Annotated in this window: 13 protein-coding genes; 6 read left to right on the top strand and 7 right to left on the bottom strand. The window is 68.4% G+C overall.

Features of this window, described 5'->3' with window-relative positions; all coding sequences use genetic code 11:
• Positions 1-566 precede the first annotated feature (566 nt).
• Complete coding sequence (locus tag ACIBNE_RS34980) at positions 567-3,086, top strand: Helicase associated domain protein (RefSeq protein ID WP_399278922.1); 2,520 nt, start codon at positions 567-569, stop codon at positions 3,084-3,086.
• A 442-nt stretch (positions 3,087-3,528) separates the two neighbouring features.
• Here ACIBNE_RS34980 and ACIBNE_RS34975 read toward each other — a convergent pair whose 3' ends face one another.
• The 5 genes from ACIBNE_RS34975 to ACIBNE_RS34955 form a co-directional block, all read right to left on the bottom strand.
• Positions 3,529-4,464: a hypothetical protein gene (locus ACIBNE_RS34975; protein ID WP_399278920.1), complete on the bottom strand. Its 936-nt coding sequence runs from the start codon at positions 4,462-4,464 to the stop codon at positions 3,529-3,531.
• Positions 4,461-4,775, bottom strand: coding sequence for a PadR family transcriptional regulator (locus ACIBNE_RS34970; RefSeq protein WP_399278917.1), 315 nt, complete (start codon positions 4,773-4,775; stop codon positions 4,461-4,463). Before ACIBNE_RS34970 ends, ACIBNE_RS34975 begins: the two co-directional genes overlap by 4 nt.
• A gap of 504 nt (positions 4,776-5,279) precedes the next feature.
• Positions 5,280-6,353, bottom strand: a complete 1,074-nt coding sequence (locus ACIBNE_RS34965) for a hypothetical protein (RefSeq protein ID WP_399278915.1) — start codon at positions 6,351-6,353, stop codon at positions 5,280-5,282.
• A 2-nt stretch (positions 6,354-6,355) separates the two neighbouring features.
• A complete protein-coding gene (locus tag ACIBNE_RS34960; protein WP_399278914.1) occupies positions 6,356-7,138 on the bottom strand; it encodes an AAA family ATPase in 783 nt (260 codons plus the stop codon).
• A gap of 10 nt (positions 7,139-7,148) precedes the next feature.
• On the bottom strand, positions 7,149-8,723 hold the full coding sequence (locus ACIBNE_RS34955) for a Mu transposase C-terminal domain-containing protein (protein WP_399278912.1): 1,575 nt from the start codon (positions 8,721-8,723) through the stop codon (positions 7,149-7,151).
• 759 nt (positions 8,724-9,482) lie between these two features.
• Here ACIBNE_RS34955 and ACIBNE_RS34950 point away from each other — a divergent pair.
• From ACIBNE_RS34950 to ACIBNE_RS34940, 3 genes are all read left to right on the top strand, one after another.
• The gene (locus tag ACIBNE_RS34950; RefSeq protein WP_399278911.1) at positions 9,483-10,232 is read left to right on the top strand and encodes a hypothetical protein; all 750 of its coding nucleotides are present in this window, start codon (positions 9,483-9,485) and stop codon (positions 10,230-10,232) included.
• A 212-nt stretch (positions 10,233-10,444) separates the two neighbouring features.
• A complete protein-coding gene (locus ACIBNE_RS34945) occupies positions 10,445-10,618 on the top strand; it encodes a hypothetical protein (protein WP_399278909.1) in 174 nt (57 codons plus the stop codon).
• Positions 10,619-12,212: 1,594 nt separating this feature from the next.
• The gene (locus ACIBNE_RS34940) at positions 12,213-12,656 is read left to right on the top strand and encodes a hypothetical protein (protein WP_399278908.1); all 444 of its coding nucleotides are present in this window, start codon (positions 12,213-12,215) and stop codon (positions 12,654-12,656) included.
• 609 nt (positions 12,657-13,265) lie between these two features.
• Here ACIBNE_RS34940 and ACIBNE_RS34935 read toward each other — a convergent pair.
• Positions 13,266-13,643, bottom strand: a complete 378-nt coding sequence (locus ACIBNE_RS34935; protein WP_399278906.1) for a nuclear transport factor 2 family protein — start codon at positions 13,641-13,643, stop codon at positions 13,266-13,268.
• 536 nt (positions 13,644-14,179) lie between these two features.
• Between ACIBNE_RS34935 and ACIBNE_RS34930 the strand changes: the two genes are divergently transcribed.
• On the top strand, positions 14,180-15,583 hold the full coding sequence (locus ACIBNE_RS34930; protein WP_399278904.1) for a TolB family protein: 1,404 nt from the start codon (positions 14,180-14,182) through the stop codon (positions 15,581-15,583).
• 86 nt (positions 15,584-15,669) lie between these two features.
• The gene (locus ACIBNE_RS34925) at positions 15,670-16,320 is read left to right on the top strand and encodes an HAD family hydrolase (RefSeq protein ID WP_399278902.1); all 651 of its coding nucleotides are present in this window, start codon (positions 15,670-15,672) and stop codon (positions 16,318-16,320) included.
• A gap of 150 nt (positions 16,321-16,470) precedes the next feature.
• On the opposite strand, the gene ACIBNE_RS34920 is transcribed toward ACIBNE_RS34925, so the two are convergent.
• Positions 16,471-17,133, bottom strand: a complete 663-nt coding sequence (locus tag ACIBNE_RS34920) for a DUF4097 family beta strand repeat-containing protein (protein WP_399278900.1) — start codon at positions 17,131-17,133, stop codon at positions 16,471-16,473.
• Positions 17,134-17,398: the final 265 nt, after the last annotated feature.

Below are 17,398 nucleotides of genomic sequence, written 5' to 3'. Positions count from 1 at the left end.
GCGCGCGGTCTGCTCCGCAGACGCGACGCGGCGTCGCTACGCGACGCACTACAAGCCACGCTCCGCGTGGCGCCGCCGCTTCGCTCCGGCCATCCGGTCCGCTCCGCGGCCCGGGGTTCCGGCTCCGCCGGAACCTGGCTCGGATCGCTCCGCGATCCGGCCCCGGGACACGCTCCGCGCGCCCCGAAAAGACGGCTGGCTAGGGGGAGGGAGGAGTAGTTCCTCAAATCCGACCGGAGATGAGGGGCTGTCACGCCCGGTGGCGCCGGCGCTCTCCGTGTCGTCCGTACGGCGTCGAAACCGACCGGTGCGGGGTGGTGAAGTAAACCCAGACTAGCGTGATCGGTCGCTTCGAGACAATCCCTGCAAGCTGCGTGTGTCATCTCTCAGACTCCGATACGTTGTTGGTTGTGAAGGCACCCCCAGTGCAGTCGGTCAGCTGGGGCGGGCGGTGATTTTCAGGGTCGGTTCTTCTCGCTTGAATTCCGCCCCTTTCCGGGGCCGTCTTTCGGATTACAGCGATACGAGGGTACCTCGTATTTCGTTCGGTTACAGGAGGCTTCCTCATGTCGGTAATGCCGCTGCATGACCATCAGATTGAGGCCGTGGACGCCATTTTGAGGGCTCTTCAGACACCGTCGGACGGGCCGATGCCGTGGGAGGGTCTGCGAACCCAGGCGGTCGCCGCGACAGGGTCGGGCAAGACCCGCGTGGCGGTGGAGGTAGCCAGACGGCTGCGGGCGCGGCGGGTGTTGGTGCTGGTGCCGACGCGGGATCTGCTGATGCAGATGACCGGCGCGTGGCGGTCCTGGGGTCGTACGGGGGCGATGGTGGGTCTGTGTTCACTGCGGGCTTCGGAGTCGCAGGGGGTTCCTTGTACGACCGATGCGGGTGAGTTGGTCTCGTGGACCCGGGGGCTGGATCAGGTGACGGTGTTCGCGACGTACAGCTCGTTGGGGCGGGGTCGTCTCCAGCAGACGCACGCCAAGGGCCTGCCCGCGTGGGACCTGGTCGTCGTAGACGAAGCGCACCGGACGAGCGGGGACGCGGGGAAGCCCTGGGCGTCGATCCACGATCAGGGGGCCGTTCCGGCGTCGCGCCGGCTGTACATGACGGCCACGCCGCGGGTGTGGGAGGCGTCGGAGGCCGGGCAGGAGGCGGGGCGGCTGGTCGCGTCGATGGAGCCGGACAGTCCTGTGTTCGGGCCGCGGGCGTACGAGCTGTCGCTGTCGGAGGCGATCCGGCGTCAGATCGTGGCGCCGTACCAGGTGCTGTGCCTGGACATCCATGACCCCGAACTCCAGCATGCGCTGACCACGGACGTCGCCGGGTCGGACGTGGTGCGCGGGGCGCGGCTGGCCGCGTTGCAGACCGGGCTGCTCAAGGCCGCCGCAGAGAAGGGGCTGCGCAAGGTCTTGAGTTTCCACTCGCGGACCGTGGAGGCGCAGGCCATGGCGGCCGGGGTGCCCGAAGTCGCGGAGCGACTGCACCAGGAGGACCCGGACACCTACCCGCCGGTGAGGCGGGTGTGGGCGGAGTGGCTGTACGCGGATCACGAGCCGGGGCATCGGCGGGCGGTGTTGGAGGAGTTCGGGTCCGACGTCATCGAGTACCGGGACGGCCGTCAGCCTGAACCGGCTGTGCTGCGGGTGTTGAGTTCGGTCCGTGTTCTTGGTGAGGGTGTCGATTCGCGGGATTGTGATGGGGTGTTTTTCTGTGACACGCGTGGGTCGATGGTCGATATCGTGCAGATGGTCGGCCGCGCCCTGCGGAAATCCGAAGGGAAAATCGCGACACTCATCGTCCCGGTATTCCTGAAAGAAGGCGAGAACCCCGGGGATATCCTCACGTCCAGCGGGGCGGGGATGCTCGCGACGGTCCTCGAAGCCCTGCGGGCACACGACACCGAGGCGATCGAGGCGCTCGCCGATCCCCGTGTGCGCAGCGGGAGTTGGAGCGGGGACGAGGACGGCCAGGACGTCGATGCCGGTGCCGAAGGTGACGAGGCGGGCGACGGCGGGCAGCTGGGGGTGCGGGAGCGGGCGGCGTCGCTGCTGGAGTTCAGCACGCCACGGGATCCGGCAACGTTGGCGCAGTTCGTGAAGCTGCGGGTGATCGAGCCCGAACGTGAGTACTGGCGGCAGGGTGTCGCGGCCGCGACCCGGTACGTAAAGGAGAACACGGCCGGGCAGCTGAAGGTGGCGTACGACTTCGTCACCCCGCCGGACTGGTCGCCCGCGGGGTTCCCGCTGGGGGCGTGGCTGCGTGACCAGCGGCATGCCTTCAACGCCGGGCAGCTCGCCGCGTCGCGTGCGAAGGATCTGGACGCGCTGGGGATGGTGTGGTCGCACCACGAGTTGGCGTTCGAGGAAGGGCTCGCGGTCGCGCGGTCGTACGCGACGGTGCACGGGCACTTCCTGCCGCCGGAGAACGCGGTGTGGCAGGAGTATCCGATCGGGCAGTGGGCGAAAAACCAGCGGGCAGCCGGGAGGAAGGCGCTGCGGAACATCGCCCGCCGGGAGGCCGGGCTGCCCGTGGACGCGACGCGCGCGATGACCACCGAGCGCCTCGACCTCCTGGACGACGTCGACCCCGGCTGGTGCCCCGTCTGGGACGCCGGATGGCAACGGCACTTCCAGCTGACGAAGGCGCACTGCGACGCGGGCAACCCGGTCCCGACGGAGGCCGGCGAGGTCGTGGTCCAGGGCGACGACCTCGGACAGTGGGTCCGCGCGCAGCGCTTCAACTGGGAGCAGCTGACCGTCGGGCAGCGGGTCCTGCTGGAGATCCTCGGGCTCGAACCCGCCACGGCGGAGGAGCGGCCGGTGCAGCGGACCCAGGACGACAAGTGGGCGCTGAACATGGCCGCGGCCCGGCAGTTCCACGGCCGGGAAGGGCACCTTCGGGTGCCCCGGAAGCACGTGGAGCAGCTCGCGGCCGACACGGTGCCCGGAAGGGGTCAGGACGGCGCTGGCGGGGGCGTGGTGGTGAAACTGGGGATGTTCGTCGACAACGTCCGCCGACGTGCCGACAAGCTCACCGCGGAACGGCGGACGGAGCTGGACGAGCTGGGTATGCGCTGGTGATCGCGGAGAAGCTGGCTGCCGTTCGCCGGGAGGGATGTGCCGAGGCGCGATAGCTGTCACCAAGGCAGGCTTGCTGTCACTGAGACGAGCGGATATACAGGTTCCGGCTCGTCGGAGAGCCTCCTCCTGCTGCTCACACGGTCAATGGGCCGTCCCGACGGTGACAACAATCGTGCTTCTGGCGCCGCCGGTGCCAAGTAGCCAGCCGATCCGGCGACAACTACCGTGCTTCGCCGCCTCGGGATCGCAGGCCGGTGCACGTCGCTGGCGACAACTACCACGCTTCGGCATATGTGACTAGAAGAGCAGGGGGGCAGCATCACACGGTCTGGGGCTCGGCTGATGGGTGGCCATCGTGCGCCACTGTGGCGGCTCGGAGGCTGGTCATCGGCATTCGATCGTGGCTGTTTGGTGCCGACGTGCATCGGCACCGAGGCGGGGTTCAGTCCACAGAGGAGTCTTGTCCGTGCGCCCTGGGTTCGAGTTCGATTCCTCGTACCTGTCGGAGCCGAGCTGCTCCGACTTTCAGGAGTGTGTAGGCCAGCGCGCAGGGGCCGGACGCAACGGTCAGCAAGTCGTGGAGGCTGCGGCTGAGGTGGATGGCCAAGAGGCCGACAAGAGCTGCGATTAGTACGTCGGCGCGTCGGTCACTGCTCAGGATCCAGTCAATGGGCTTCCATACACGGTTGGCTGCTGCTGTTGTCCGGATGCGGAGTGATGCATAGATGCAGCCTCCCGCGTGCACCAGGCGCCGACGCGGCGACAGTTCATAGCCCTCTTCGGGGATGCCTATGAGGTCTGCATGCCAGGCGTCCTCGAGGTGAGCGTTGTTCGGCCCCGCCATGAACACGGCGATCCTGGTCAGTGACTGAGCAAGTCTCTGAGTCCAGGTGCGCTCAGGGTAGTGAACGGTCCGTACGTGATCGAGCAGTACGTTCAGTTCCTGTGCGACGGCTTCCGCAGCATCGAGCTTGTCCTGAGCGGTCGTGTGGGAGGCAAGCATCTGCTGCTGGAGTACGGCGAGTTCCTCGGACAGGCGTTCTTGCTCGCCAGGAGGGAGGCCGCCGTTCTTCTCGGCGGCCTTGATCGCCGCTTCTGTGCGGCGGATGGCGTCGGACAGGACGGTGGTGATCACGGCGGTTTCGTTCGAAGCTCGCCTGGATTGGGCAAGCAATCGGCGCGCGCGCCGTTCGGTGCGGCCGAACCGCACCACGGCTTGCTGGCGTCGGACGGACGGCACCATGACCCCGGCGCCGATGAGCAAGCACACGACGCTCACGGGCAGGGGAACGTAACCAAGGGTGAACAGCAGCGTCTGAACGATAAGCCCGCCGGTGTTGCAGCCGATGCAGAGGCGGTCTGCGGTCGTTTGCTTCATGTCAGCCGCTCGGCGAGCCGGAAGCGGGCCTGCCGGGCCGCCCGTTCTTTCAGAGCGACATCAGTGGCCAGGCGGCCCATGTCGGTGAGCTTGTAGAAGCGCCGCGGGGGACGACCCGGGTGGGGGTCGGTCTCGCTCCAGCTGGTCACCCAGCCGTTGTTGGCGAGGCGTTCGAGGATGGGGTAGACGGTGCCGGATCCCAGATCGGCTTCCATACAGATCTTCAGACCCCAGGCAGGGTCGTCATCCTGTGCCGACAGAAGAACCTCAAGCACCCCGATGGTCGGCTTCGTCAGCCGTGGAGTTGCCATGCCCCAAGTAGACCAAAGCCACAGACCATTTGTCGAGTACGAGCTATATCCGATACACCCTGAATGCCGAACCTGACGGGCATCCATGGCCCAACAGCCACATCAACCCGGGCCCAACACTGCTGCGGAAGCGGCGCGACGTGGCCACGACGACTGCGTCGTGGAGGTGAAGCTCGGGACGTTCCTCGACAACACCCGCCGCCGCGCCAACAAGCTCCCCACACAACGCCAGGCCGGTCTCGACGCGCTCGGCATACGCTGGTGAACCAGCCACGTGCACGCTGGATTGGCAGGACTTCGTAGACAATCCGTTGGGGCCCGGTGAACTACCGCCCCCTCCGCGCAAGCCAAGGGCATCCAGGAAGGCGCAATTCGCTGAGGCGGTCGCCGCGTGATGAATAAAGATGCGGACGCCAGTGGACCGGGCGGCACAGGAGGTGCGGGTCGGTGCTGCGGACAAGGGCTGGCGGTCGCGGTGCGCGTCCGCTTCAACGACCGTGCTCGTCATCGTGTCCTCAATCTGAGAACGGCAGGAGTGGTAGGCCTGCACCTCGGCCACACCGTCGGTGGTGGCGGTGTGGGGCGCGCGTTCTTCCAGCGCCTGGCGGGCGGAGGCTGGGGCGGGCGCAGTCTGCAGTCCTCGGCGAAGTCGGTGAGACGGGGGAGCGAGCCGCAGCCGAGGGGGTCGGTGAAGAGGAGGTCGCTCCTTCGTGCAGTGGAGAGGTAGTGGGTGAATGCCGCAGCACGTAGAAAGACTTGGGCCCAGTGCGGAACACGGTGGGTCACGCGGGGGTCGTAGGGCTGGGTCCGGTCGTGGAGGATCAGGGTGGTGCCGTCCATGGCAGTGTCGGCAACGCAGACGCCGCTGAGCTGGGTCATTGTGGCAGCCGCGAAACAGGCTGTGGCCAGCTCGGCCGCGAGGTGCGGATGTGCGGTTGCGGCGTGCAGGCGTTGAGCGATGCACCCTTGATCGAGCCGGGACACCTGTGGTGCCGGTGCCCGGCAGGAGCAGGGGGCGCTGGTGTAGGCGCAGTTCAGGGTATTGAGGGCTGGCAGGTTGATCCAGTGCCGTGACGGGCGAGTTGGGGTGGCGGGGGGCGGCTCTTCGCCGTCGGTTGCCTTTCGGAGGGAGAGGATCGCCTCGGCGTCTGCCAGGAAGTGGTCTGTGCGCCGCAAGGCCCGCTCCAGGGCGGTGCTCTTGCGTTGGTGGCAGACCAGGGCGAGGTGCAGGCCGGTTCGGGTGCGCAGGGCGAGAAGTTCGGCGAGGGCGCGGGGACTGAGGAGGTGGGCGCGCAGGACGGTGAGGGAGGTGACGGGCAGGGCGAGGATCCAGGCGGCGCACAGCGTCCAGGCAGGTTGGGTGTCGAGGGTGCGGTAGCCAGTCAGGGGTACAGGTTTGCCGAGGGCGGCGAGGATGTCGTAGGCGAGCGCGAGGGTGGAGTCGGTGCCGGGGGTGGGGTGGATGGTGACACGGCCGTGGGTGGGGTCGTGAGCAGCGAGGGCCGCGCGGGTGTGGGTGACGTCGTCGTGCGGGTCCATGACGAGGGTGACCGGGGGCGGGTGGGGGCAGGTCAGCATGATCAGGCTGCCTGGCGGGTGCGGAGTTTGCTGTAGGCCCAGCGCAGCAGGTCCTCGTCGACGGTGTCGCGGCCGGTTTCCTGCAGTCCGGCGTTCAGGTGGTGGGTGATTTTCGCCCAGGCGCGGAAGTTCCCGTGGGCGGCTTCCTGGTCGCACAGGGCGATCAGTTCGGGATCCGCCTGGGCCCAGACGGGGTGGAAGGCAGGGACGACGGTGAGGACTTCGTCCAGGGGCATGCTGCTGATTTCCTGCCAGGCGTAGACCCGGGATTCCAGCATCGGTTCGCTCTGCAGCATCTCGAAGCAGCCGTTCCCGCCGGTGAAGACGATCGTCAGGTCGGAGTCGGTGTCGTCCCACAGGTAGCGCAGGTACTCGAAGCACAGCTTCGACAGCCACTGGGCCTCGTCGCACACCAGGACCCGGGGCTCTTCCAGGGCGCCGCGCAGCGTCCGGTCGAATTCGATCGCGTGCGCGGGCGGTCGGCCCTGCAGGCCCAGGGCGTGGAACAGTTCATGGCGTAGGTCCCGGGTCGAGGGGCGTGCCCGGAACTGGATCCGGCGGGTGACCGTCGGTGCGAGTTCGCGCAGTGAGGTGTTGACCGCAAAGGACTTCCCGTTGCCGGCCTGCCCGTAGATGCAGATCATCGCTCTGGCATCGATTGCGGCCCGGATGTTCTCCCGGACGGTGAGCAGCGAGTGGGTCGATACGACATGGGCGCCGGGCAGGCGCATGAAGTGGTCCTCCCGCTCCCCTGGCAGCCGTCCCCTGCGCGGTGAGGTGGACATGGCGTTCCTCCTAGCTGCCCGTAGCGGGCTCGGTGGCGGGTTCGTTGCCTGCGTCGGGCGTGTTCTCGGTGCTTGGAGGGCGGGTTCGGTTCCTGGGTGCTGGGTGGGGGCGGGCCCAGCCCGGGGGCGGCTCGCGGGGCGGGATCAGGTCCGGCAGGGCCCGGGCCGCCAGATCCACCGCCCGGCCGCGGGCGAGTTCTTCCTGGGCCTGCTGCTGGGTGACCGTGCGGCGAGGGCGGGGTGCGGCAGGAGTAGTGGTCGCCGTGTAGCGGGTGCGCCGCAGCCGCTCTGCGGCTTTCAGGTCGGCTTTCAGCGCCCGGGCCTGGGCGTCCCTGAGCGCACTCAGCTCCCGGCGCTGCTCCAGCGTGGCGGCCTGAGCGAGGTGCGCGGTGCCCAGGTAGCGGTCCGTGTTGTCGGCGCAGAACACCTCGATCTGTCCGTCGTAGTGCGGCAGGTATCGCAGACGCACCCGCGTTCCCGCACGACCGACCATCCATGGGGCGATGTAGAAGCGGCTGCGCCACCGAATGCCGTTCGTGGAGATCTTCCGGGTACGTCCGTCGTCCTCCAGCGCGAAGAACGCCAGCTGCTCCACGGGCACTTCCTCGACGGGTGTGGGGTCCGCCTCCCACGCCGCCAGCGGGGTCAGGCCGCTCTCAAGGCCGGCGGGGCGGTGCTCGGTGTTCCACCAGTGCACCCAGCCGAGCAGCGCCTCGACGAAACCGGCAAACGACAAGAGGTCTTCCGCCCGGTCCGGGCGGTGCGCGCCCACCGGGCGGGCCCGGCGGGTATAGCCGGGCAGCGAGACAAGGAACATCTCCTCGACCGCGTTGTTCAATGACTCGACCGTGCCCTTGCGATAGGGCTTGTACGCGGGCAGGTCGTCCACCGGTACCGCGAACACCCCCAGGGCCCGGGAGACCGTGCGGCACAGGAACTCCTTACCGCGGTCCACCCGCACCACCGTGGGCAGCCCGCCGCACGGCCCGTAGGGATCGGCCGTGCTGATCCCCGCCCGCAGCGACGCCAGGACCGCATCACGGGCCGGCTCGTGCGGAGTAATCGCGACCCCCATGATCACCTTCGTCGCGACATCGATGAACCACGTCACCCACGGGCACAACGCCTGGCCCTCGACGTCCACCCGCACTGGGAGCCGTTTGTGATCGCCCTCCCAGCACGCATTGCGGTACATGGGCGGGCGTTTGCCGTATACGTCATAAGCGCGCCGTGCGGCCTCACCCGCCCGCAGACCGGCCCGCTCCCCCGCCGTAAGATCCTGGCGGACAGCGCGCTGCAGCGTACGCAGCGACGGGACCGGCTGCGTATCTCCGGCAGCCGCTGCCTCCGCCACCAGCTCGCGGTGCACGGCCGCAACATTGCCGCCCCACACTGCGAGACGTGCACGCAGATCAGGCGTCACCGAGACCCGCACGGGAGCGGCAGACTCCAGCCGCCCTTCCCGGCGGGCGCAGGCCACCCAGTTCCACACCGTCCGCAGCGACACCTCCATCGCCGAAGCCACCAGACGGGCGTGCGCTGTCTTCAACTCACCCCTTGCGTCCAGCGCCAGCAGCCGTGCCACCGCAGCAGCCCGGCTCGGGCCGGGCACCCGTACGACGGGCTCCTCACCTGCGGGAAAGCCGTGACCGTGCATCGTCCTCCCCGCTGGCGGTTTCAACGTCCTTCCGGGAGATGCCCGTACCGGGTGGGGCCCAGGCCGACACACCGAGTGCAGGCACACGAACGAGGGGAAAGCGGCGAAGCACCCTTGGCAGGAGGGCAGTTGGTATGCGTGCGCACCTCCACACGCCACCGAGGGAACAGACCCGCTCAGGGCATACGCGTGCGTCATCCGCCTTCCCTGGGAAACGCCAGCACCCTTCACCGGCCCGACGGCACCCATACCTTCAACAGCCCTGTCCCCACAGCCAGATCAGGGCACACAGATGAGGCACACCAGCGCGAAATCACGGCGGGCATCACCCAGGATTACGCTGCGTACAACGCGTCGGGAACCCTGCGGTGATTCCGGTACAAGAGGGGCGCACTGAAGCTACTTCAAGATTCTTTGCCGCTCTGGATGCCTGCCGGGACCGAAGAAGTGAAGCTGTCGGCCCATCGCAGAAGGAGCGCCCTCGTGTCCCAGTCCTCCACCACCGCTCCGGTACCCCCACCGTTCCAGGTGGGGCGCATAGTTCCCCCGGTCTGGTATGTCCGGAGTGAAGAAGTCCAGATCCGCGCGGCCTCCGGCGGGGTCTACCACCAGGAGACAGATTGTGGCCTTGGGGTATTCCTATACGAGACCCCCGAGGGAGGGCTGGTAGAACGGCATCCGCGCGACATGATCCACGAACCCGCGATGGACATCGTCATGGGGATTTTGAAGCCGGAGGCGCCTGACCCCCTCGACCGCGTCGCAGTACGCCTGCGCCTCGGCGTGAACGCCCGTTACAGCACTGACTGGACCGAGGTGCCCGACGGTCCAAAGCCGGACATGATGGCTGCGTTGGAGGCCCGCGCCGACGCGCTACGAGGTCGCGCGGACAAGGTGGAGGACTTCGCCTCGCGCATCCTGGCAGTCACCCGCAGCCAGAGATGGAGGGAGGCGGTGTCAACCGCGCTGCTCGGGGACTGGACTGCTCCGCTGGAGCAGTACGGCCATCTCCACCCCCATGCCCTCGGCCAGCTGCGCTCCGAGGTTCGCGCCATCCACCGCCAGCTCGTCCCACTGTGGCGCCGACGCGTACAACGCTCCCGGGTGCTGCTCCTGGACGCTCCACTCGGTGACGGCCTGTGCCTGTACGACCTCGTCGCGGACCAGGCCGACTTCGCCGATGCGCGACTCGGCACGGCTCTACACGACGACCGCCTCGTACGACTCGTGCAGCACCTGACTCCTGAGGAACGGCTCGTCCTGGTCGCCCTGGCCACCGGTGACGGCACCACCTGGACCGAGGCGGCCACCCTTGCCGGCGCCAATGACCCGGTCAGGTTCGGCGAGCGAGTCCGCCGCAAGACCCGCCGCCTCGCCACCCGGGCCGCAGAACGCCGTGCGGCCGCACGCACCACGTCCCAGGCGGCCGGTTCGTAGAAAAACGAGACACACGGCCGCAACTGACGACAGGATGTACACCGCACTGAGGGGATCACCACCCCTCCGGGGAACGGAACACGCCGGACACCGGACGGGGCTGCGCACTTACCTGAGGCCGAGACTCCCGGCCAACCACTTTGCCTGCCTGGCTCTTCGAACACGGAAGGAACCGGTACGCGACGGAGTCCATTGCGCGTGCCGTGACGCCCGTGTACGACGTTCTCCGCGATTCCCTGCCCGAATTCCTCGGCGGTCTGGGCACCGTTCTCGTCACCGCAACCGCCTCTTGGGCCGCGAAGAAGATCCGCGACCGCCACACCGGCCCGCCGCCCGCCCCGCCCGCAGGCCGCGAGGATCGGGCCAACGACCCGTACGCCACCTGACCCTGGCTGGGCCTTGGTGCAGCTACCTGGTCAGCTGTCGCCATTCGGGCAACCACATGACCCCACCGCCGCGGCCGTGCCGCACTGCACTGTCGCGCGGAAGAGCGTGTGGAAGGACATGAGCGTTGCGTACGGCCAGCGCTGCTGCCCGCGGACTATGGGGGAGCAAGTCGCCAGGCTGAAGCTGAAGTCCGGTGGCGGCTTAAAGCGTCTCGATGCCCGCCGCCACACCCGGAACTCCAACGCCCACGACCTCAATCTTCCTCGGTCGCACGGCGAAGGACCGTGCTTGGCCGTAGGCTCGACGGCACTCGGGACGAAGGGCGGGGAAGCCACATGACTCAGGACAGGAAAGAAGACGAGTACGGTCCTGGAAGTCCTGACTATGGCCTGTCGTACGAACCTGGTCCATGGACAGAGCCAGACCCCAACCACGACCCGGATGGGTGGGAAGCCGACTTCCGCGAGCAAGATCCCAATGAAGACCATGCTGAGGCTGGCTGGGAGAAAGCCCTCAGAGACGGCCACATCACTCGGGAACAGTTCCAACGCCGAAGGCAGGGCGGAACCGAGACCCCGTCGTTCTAACCCCCGCCGCCCGGCGGCGTACCCCCCCCCAACAGCCAGGCGCGGGGCCGGACCTCGTCCGGTAGGAGCAGGACGAGGCCCAGGCCGATTGACGCACCCCGAGCCGGCGTAACCTCCCGCGCCAGATCAGCCGACGGCCCTGCCATCGTCGTCCTGGCTAGCTCGCAGATCGTGGCGTGCCGTGGGCGGTGAGGCCGGTCTCGATATCGTGGCCGCGTCCCAAGCCGTACCTCGCCCCGGGACAGCCGACCGCGCCGCGAAGCTCACCGAACAGAAGCCGACTGCCTCATATTCCGGCCGAGGCGGCGGTAAGGGCGTCCTCAAGGCCAATAGGCATCTCCCCCACAAGCGACACGCTCCACGTGGCGGCCCATGACATCCGCGGCAAGCGCAGCAAGTTCCGCACCTGCCTACACGCGCGACATCCGATTTACCCGGAAAACGACAACACTCTTCACCAGTCAGACGACACCCGCGCACTCATGAACCAGACCCACTCCAGCCCGACATCAGTGCATTCACTTGACGCTCACACAGTGAAAGACCCATGACACACATCATCGAGGAGTCCGGACGTCTTCGCGTATGGTGCGCCCACCGCCGCGCGGAAGAGGAACAGCACACGTCCCTCGGACCCGAGGGGCGCACCGTGCCCGTCCCTCCCCTCCTTCTTCTTCCGGGTTGGACGGGGGCGGGGTGCCGTGAGGGGGTTGTCAGGGTTTTCCGGTGCCCGGGATTCTGGGGCTGACCTGGGCGTATGCCAGTGGGCAGGCCATTTCCTACTTGCCCGTTACCTACGGCGCAACAGCGGCGCCAAGCGTGGACAGGCAGGGAAAGGCCTTCCGCTCGGGAAGCGGCATGGGAAGCAACCGCAGGCGCAGCCGTACATTCCACAGTCGCTGTCCCATCTCGCTGAACCTCGACCGACCTCACTGCACTTTGACGGGTCACCAGATGGTTGGGGGCCCTGAGCAGCGGGACGGGCCCGTAGCGAAGGATCGGTGCCATGTACGAGACCTTCCGCTACCGCTACCTTCACGCTGGCATGGGCCTGGCCGCCGACCTGCGTGCCGATGCGTACCAGGCGGACGGGCCCCCGCCTCCACCCACCCTCCTCATCCACCGCTCCCTGTACCTGCGGTTGCCCGGAGACCGAACCCCGTACTGGCTGGATGCGGCCTGGCTTGCCTTCGGGGCCTCCCTGCACGCCGAGCAGCTGGCTGACGGCCGGGCCCTGGTCCTCGACATCGAGGCGTTCACCTACCCCGGCGCCGACTATCGCGCGGAGGTCGCTGCCCTTGCCCTCGACGGCTGGATCCACCGCCGCTTCGGGCTCGCCCCCTGCGGCGCCTCGGTCACGTACGACAGGCCCTCCCACCGCTTCGCCTTCACCTGGCCGAGCCCAGACGCCCCCTTCACCGACGAGTTCCCGCCCCCAGGCCCAGCCTGATCTTCCGCCACCGGTGAACGTTCCCGCCCTGCCCGAAGCGACCGCACCGGCGGGCAGGACCCCACTCCACGACGGCATCCATGCTCAGCACCCTCCCCTTGCCGCTACCTGCCGATGCAGGGAACCCGACGCCCGGACCTTCCCGGCCAGCTACGGACCGCCTCCACCAGCCCCGACTGGTCCACCGCCGCCTGCCCGGCACTCCCGCCCCTGCAACACCCACCCCTCCTCCCCCACCGCCGGTACCCGGGTCTCCGGTCGTGACGGACGTCGCCGACCACGACGTTCCGGAACCTGACGACGACACCGACACCGACAGCGGCCAGGCCCGCGACAGCAACGGCGACAGGAGCGGGAGCAGCGTGGTGTCGTTGGCGGTCTGGCGGACCCGCTGGACGATGTGCTGTCCGAGCGGTTCCAGAGCGCTGCCGGGCATGGTGCAAGGGATCTTTGACGCGTACCGGGAACCCGGACCGGGCACGGGCCGGAGATAGGGCGGATGCCGGTCTACCGGGAGAACAAGCTCACCGCCAACCGGCCGGTGGCCGAACCGACCTGGGCCCCGGACGGGACCGCTTCAAGAGAAGGACGACACCAGAGGGGAACGGCTCACGAGACGGACGGCTCGATCTCCCCCGCGAAGACGATGACCTGGTCGATGAGACTCCGCCGCAGATGGACGACATCCGTTCCCGCCAGGCGGGGACCCCCGTCCGGCGTCGTGAAGACCCACTGGTACCGGGCCCACTCGTCCGGCATGTCGACCGCCGAACAGCGCACCATCGTGCCGGTCCCCGCAGGATGGCGCCGGATGTCCAGCACGAACCGCTCGACCGCCTCAATCCCCTCACTGCGGCCCAACGGCCCCCAGAAAACCACGTCCGAGGTGAGGGCCTGGGAGAGCAACACAGTCACATGGCTGTCGTCCGAGGCATTGAAAGCGGAGATGAACGTATCGATCGCGGACCGCGCGGTCTCTTCCTGCATACACCAGTAATACCAGTCACCTCCCGGAACGCACTCGTCCCGTGAGCCACCCACGGCAACGGCCCCCGACTCGATGACCTCCCCGCTCCTGAGCCCATCCCGCCTGGACAACAGCCGCTGCAGCACGCACATCCTCAACGACAAACACCGGCACGCCCCACCACCACACAGAACCGGCCACTCCACACACACGCAAGCGATCCGGTAATCCACAAGTTCGGCGCCTGCGACAAGCAGTGCGCTCCGCGTGAACGAAGGAGATCGCGCGCACCAGCGTGGACCCCGCCCCACGTACGTATTACGCGTGTGCGTGCATGGGGCCGGTACGGAACCGGGCCACCTGACCAGGCGGGTTCGGGGGCAACACGGAGTTCCCGCAGACCCGGGGGCGTGACCACCGAGGTGTCGTTCGTTGGCTGGTTCTGTGGCCGACACTCCGCCATAACCGGCTGCGTGTCCACGTGGTGGACAAACCGCCACGTACCAGACGTGGATCTTCAATACTCTCGCGACTCCACATATCAACGGAGGAACTTGTGAAGGTATTCCGTGCGGCTCGCCCGCAACTGCGCACGCTGGGGGCCGCGTTCGTCGCGCTGCCCCTGATCGTCGGGGCGGGCGCCCAGTCGTTCGCCGCGCAGAGCGCGGAGGAGCCCAGACAGCCGTCGACCCAGCGCGTGAGCCTGAAGAACAACGGCGGGCAGACCAGCGGGGGCGCGTACAGCATTGCCACCACGCCCGACGCCCGGTTCGTCGCGTACGTCTCCAAGGCGTCCGACATCGTCCCGGGCGACACCAACGGCGCTGCCGACATCTTCCTGCGCGACCGGCAGACCGGCACCACCGAGCGCATCAACGTCTCCACCACCGGCGAGCAGGCCCAGAAGGGGCCGGTGATCGGCGGGCCCTTCGGCTGGAGCTTCGGTTCGACCAACCCGACGATCAGCGCCGACGGCCGCTACGTCTTCTTCAGCTCCGACGCCCCGAACCTGGTGCCCGGCGACACGAACGGCGCCCAGGACGTCTTCGTGCGCGACCGCCAGGCGGGTACCACCGAGCGCCTCAGCCTCAACAACAGCGGCGCGCAGGTGGCCCAGGGCGGCGACACGCCGTCCAGCAGCGCCGACGGCCGTTACGTCGCGTTCCTCTCGGGTGCGACCAACCTGGTCTCCGGCGACACGAACGGCGTCGTCGACGCCTTCGTGCGCGACCGCCAGACCGGCACGACGACGCGCGTCAGCCTCGGCAACACCGGTGCGCAGGCGAACGCGGACCTGCAGGACCTCCAGATCAGCGCGGACGGCAAGGTGGTCGTCTTCGGCACCACCGCGTCGAACCTGGTCACCGGGGACACGAACGCGCTCAGGGACGTCTTCGCGCGCGACCTGGCCGCCGGCACGACGCAGCGGGTGAACGTCAGCAGCACGGGCGCCCAGGCCACCGGCGGCGAGTCCGGCGTGGAGGCCGGCAGCGTGAGCGCCGACGGCCGTCACATCGCGTTCGTCTCGGAGGCCAAGAACCTGGTGCCCGGGGACACGAACGCGCTGACGGACTTCTTCGTCCGGGACCGTCAGACCGGCGTCACCGAGCGGGTCAGCGTCGACTCGCAGGGCGCCCAGATGACGGGCAACATCATCACGGTGTGGACGTCGAGCATCAGTGCCGACGGTCGCTACGTCGCCTTCTCCACCGAGGGCAGGCTGTCGGCCAACGACACGCCGTACTTCGTCTCCGACATCTTCGTACGTGACCGTCAGACCCAGACGACCGAGCTCGTCAGCGTCGCCAACGACGGTACGTCGGTCGGGAGTTCGGCCATCTACCCCGCGCTGAGCGCCGACGGTCGGCAGGTCGCCTTCGTCTCCCGCTCGTCGCAGCTGGTCGCGGACGACACCAACAACGCGGAAGACGTCTTCGTGCGCGACCGCGGCACGCTGTAACCGGAGCGGGCCGACGCCTTCGGGCCGGGACGTCTTCGTACCGGCCCGGGGCGCGTCGCCGGGCGCGCGCGCCCTATGCTGCCGGGATGTCCAATCCGATTGAGCTGGTGATATTCGACTGCGACGGGGTCCTCGTCGACAGCGAACGCATAGCGGTCCGCGTCCAGACCGCGCTGGGCGCCGAGCTGGGCTGGGCGCTCACCGAGGACGAGGTCGTCGACCGGTTCATCGGGCGCTCGCACGCCTCCATACGCGAGCAGGTGGCCGACCGCCTCGGCGCGGAGACCGCCGCGATCTGGTCGGAGCGGTTCGAGCGGCTCCACCGGGAGGCCGTGGACTCCGCACTCGCCCCCGTCGACGGGCTGCCCGATGCCCTTGCCGGGATCGCCCTGCCGACCTGCGTGGCCTCCAGCGGTTCCCACGACAAGATGCGCCACACCCTGGGCCGTACCGGTCTCTACGAACACTTCGCGGGCCGTATCTTCAGCGCCACCGAGGTCGACCGCGGCAAGCCCGCGCCCGATCTCTTCCTGCACGCCGCCCGCCGGATGGGGGTCGACCCCGCCGCCTGTGCCGTGGTCGAGGACAGTCGGCCGGGCGTCCTGGCCGCCCGCGCCGCGGGCATGCGTGCCTTCGGGTACGCCGGAGGGCTCACCCCCGCCGAGCGTCTTGAGGGCCCCGGGACCACCGTCTTCCACGACATGCGCAAGCTCCCCGTGCTCCTCGCCGAACACTGACCGGCGCGGGAAAGCTGATGTGCCCTGATGGGGTGCGTGCCGGCAGTCCTGGCGTTTCGTCACACCGGTCGGTGCCCATCCATTCGGAAGGCGCGTACTCAGGCCCTCGGTGGGGTTGATGGTGCTCCGGTCGCTCTGGACGGCCTCCGCTCAGAGGCTGCGGGCGTGGATGTCGCCGTGGGAGGTGGTCGCGCGGATGTGGAGTGCGGTGGTGCCGTCGTTCTTGAGCTCGTTGTGGATTCGGCCGTAGACGGTGCCCGCGTCCAGCGTGGCGGAGACTCCGTGCGCGGCGGTGACCGACACGTCGCCGGCCTCGGTGCGCAGGACGAGGGTGCCTCGTACGGCTTCGGTGATGCGGATGTCGCCCTTCTGAACGCCGATCTCGGCGGGGCCGGTCAGGCGGCCGAGGGTGACGTCGCCCGCGGCGGCGGTGAGGCGTGCGCTCATGGCTTCGTCGAGCTTGACCGTGGCCTGCGCGCCTTCGAAGGCGACGTCGCCGAGGCGTCCGACGCCTCGCAGGTCCAGGCTCGCGGCCTTCGCCTCCACGTGCGAGCCGACCGGCAGCTGGACCGTCACCTCGATGGTCCCGGCGGCTCCGGCGAGGTGGTTCTTCGCTTCGGCCTCGATGCGCAGGATGCCCTCGCGGAAGTCGACGCGGGTCTCCTGGGCCGCCTTCACGTCCCGGTTCTTCGCGGGGTTCGCGGGTCGGACCTCGACCACGGCGTCCGCCCGGTCGGCGGCGATGAACTGGACGCGGCCCGCGGGGATCTCCAGGACCGTGGTGACGGCGGCGGTGGTGGCGAAGGTCTGCATGATCGGCTCCTGATTGTCTGCGTTGCGCTTTCTGTTTCCTACGAGAGAAAAGCTACGTTGCGTTTTAGTCCTTGGCAACTGTTGCGCTGCGCTCTTGCCGCTTAAATGCAGGTCAGGATGGGTAAACTGTTGCAATGAATTGAAGATCAATGCAACGTGGCGCGCCTCTTGTGTTGCAATGGAGTGAGAGTGAATGCGACGCGCTTCGGGTTCGGCGCTCTGGGGTGTTGCTGGATGGGTGCGGCCGGGACCAGGGCCGGGGGGC

Origin of the sequence: Streptomyces sp. NPDC050504 (assembly GCF_044458065.1) — a bacterium.
Taxonomy (GTDB): domain Bacteria; phylum Actinomycetota; class Actinomycetes; order Streptomycetales; family Streptomycetaceae; genus Streptomyces.
This window is presented reverse-complemented; position numbering and strand designations above follow the sequence as displayed.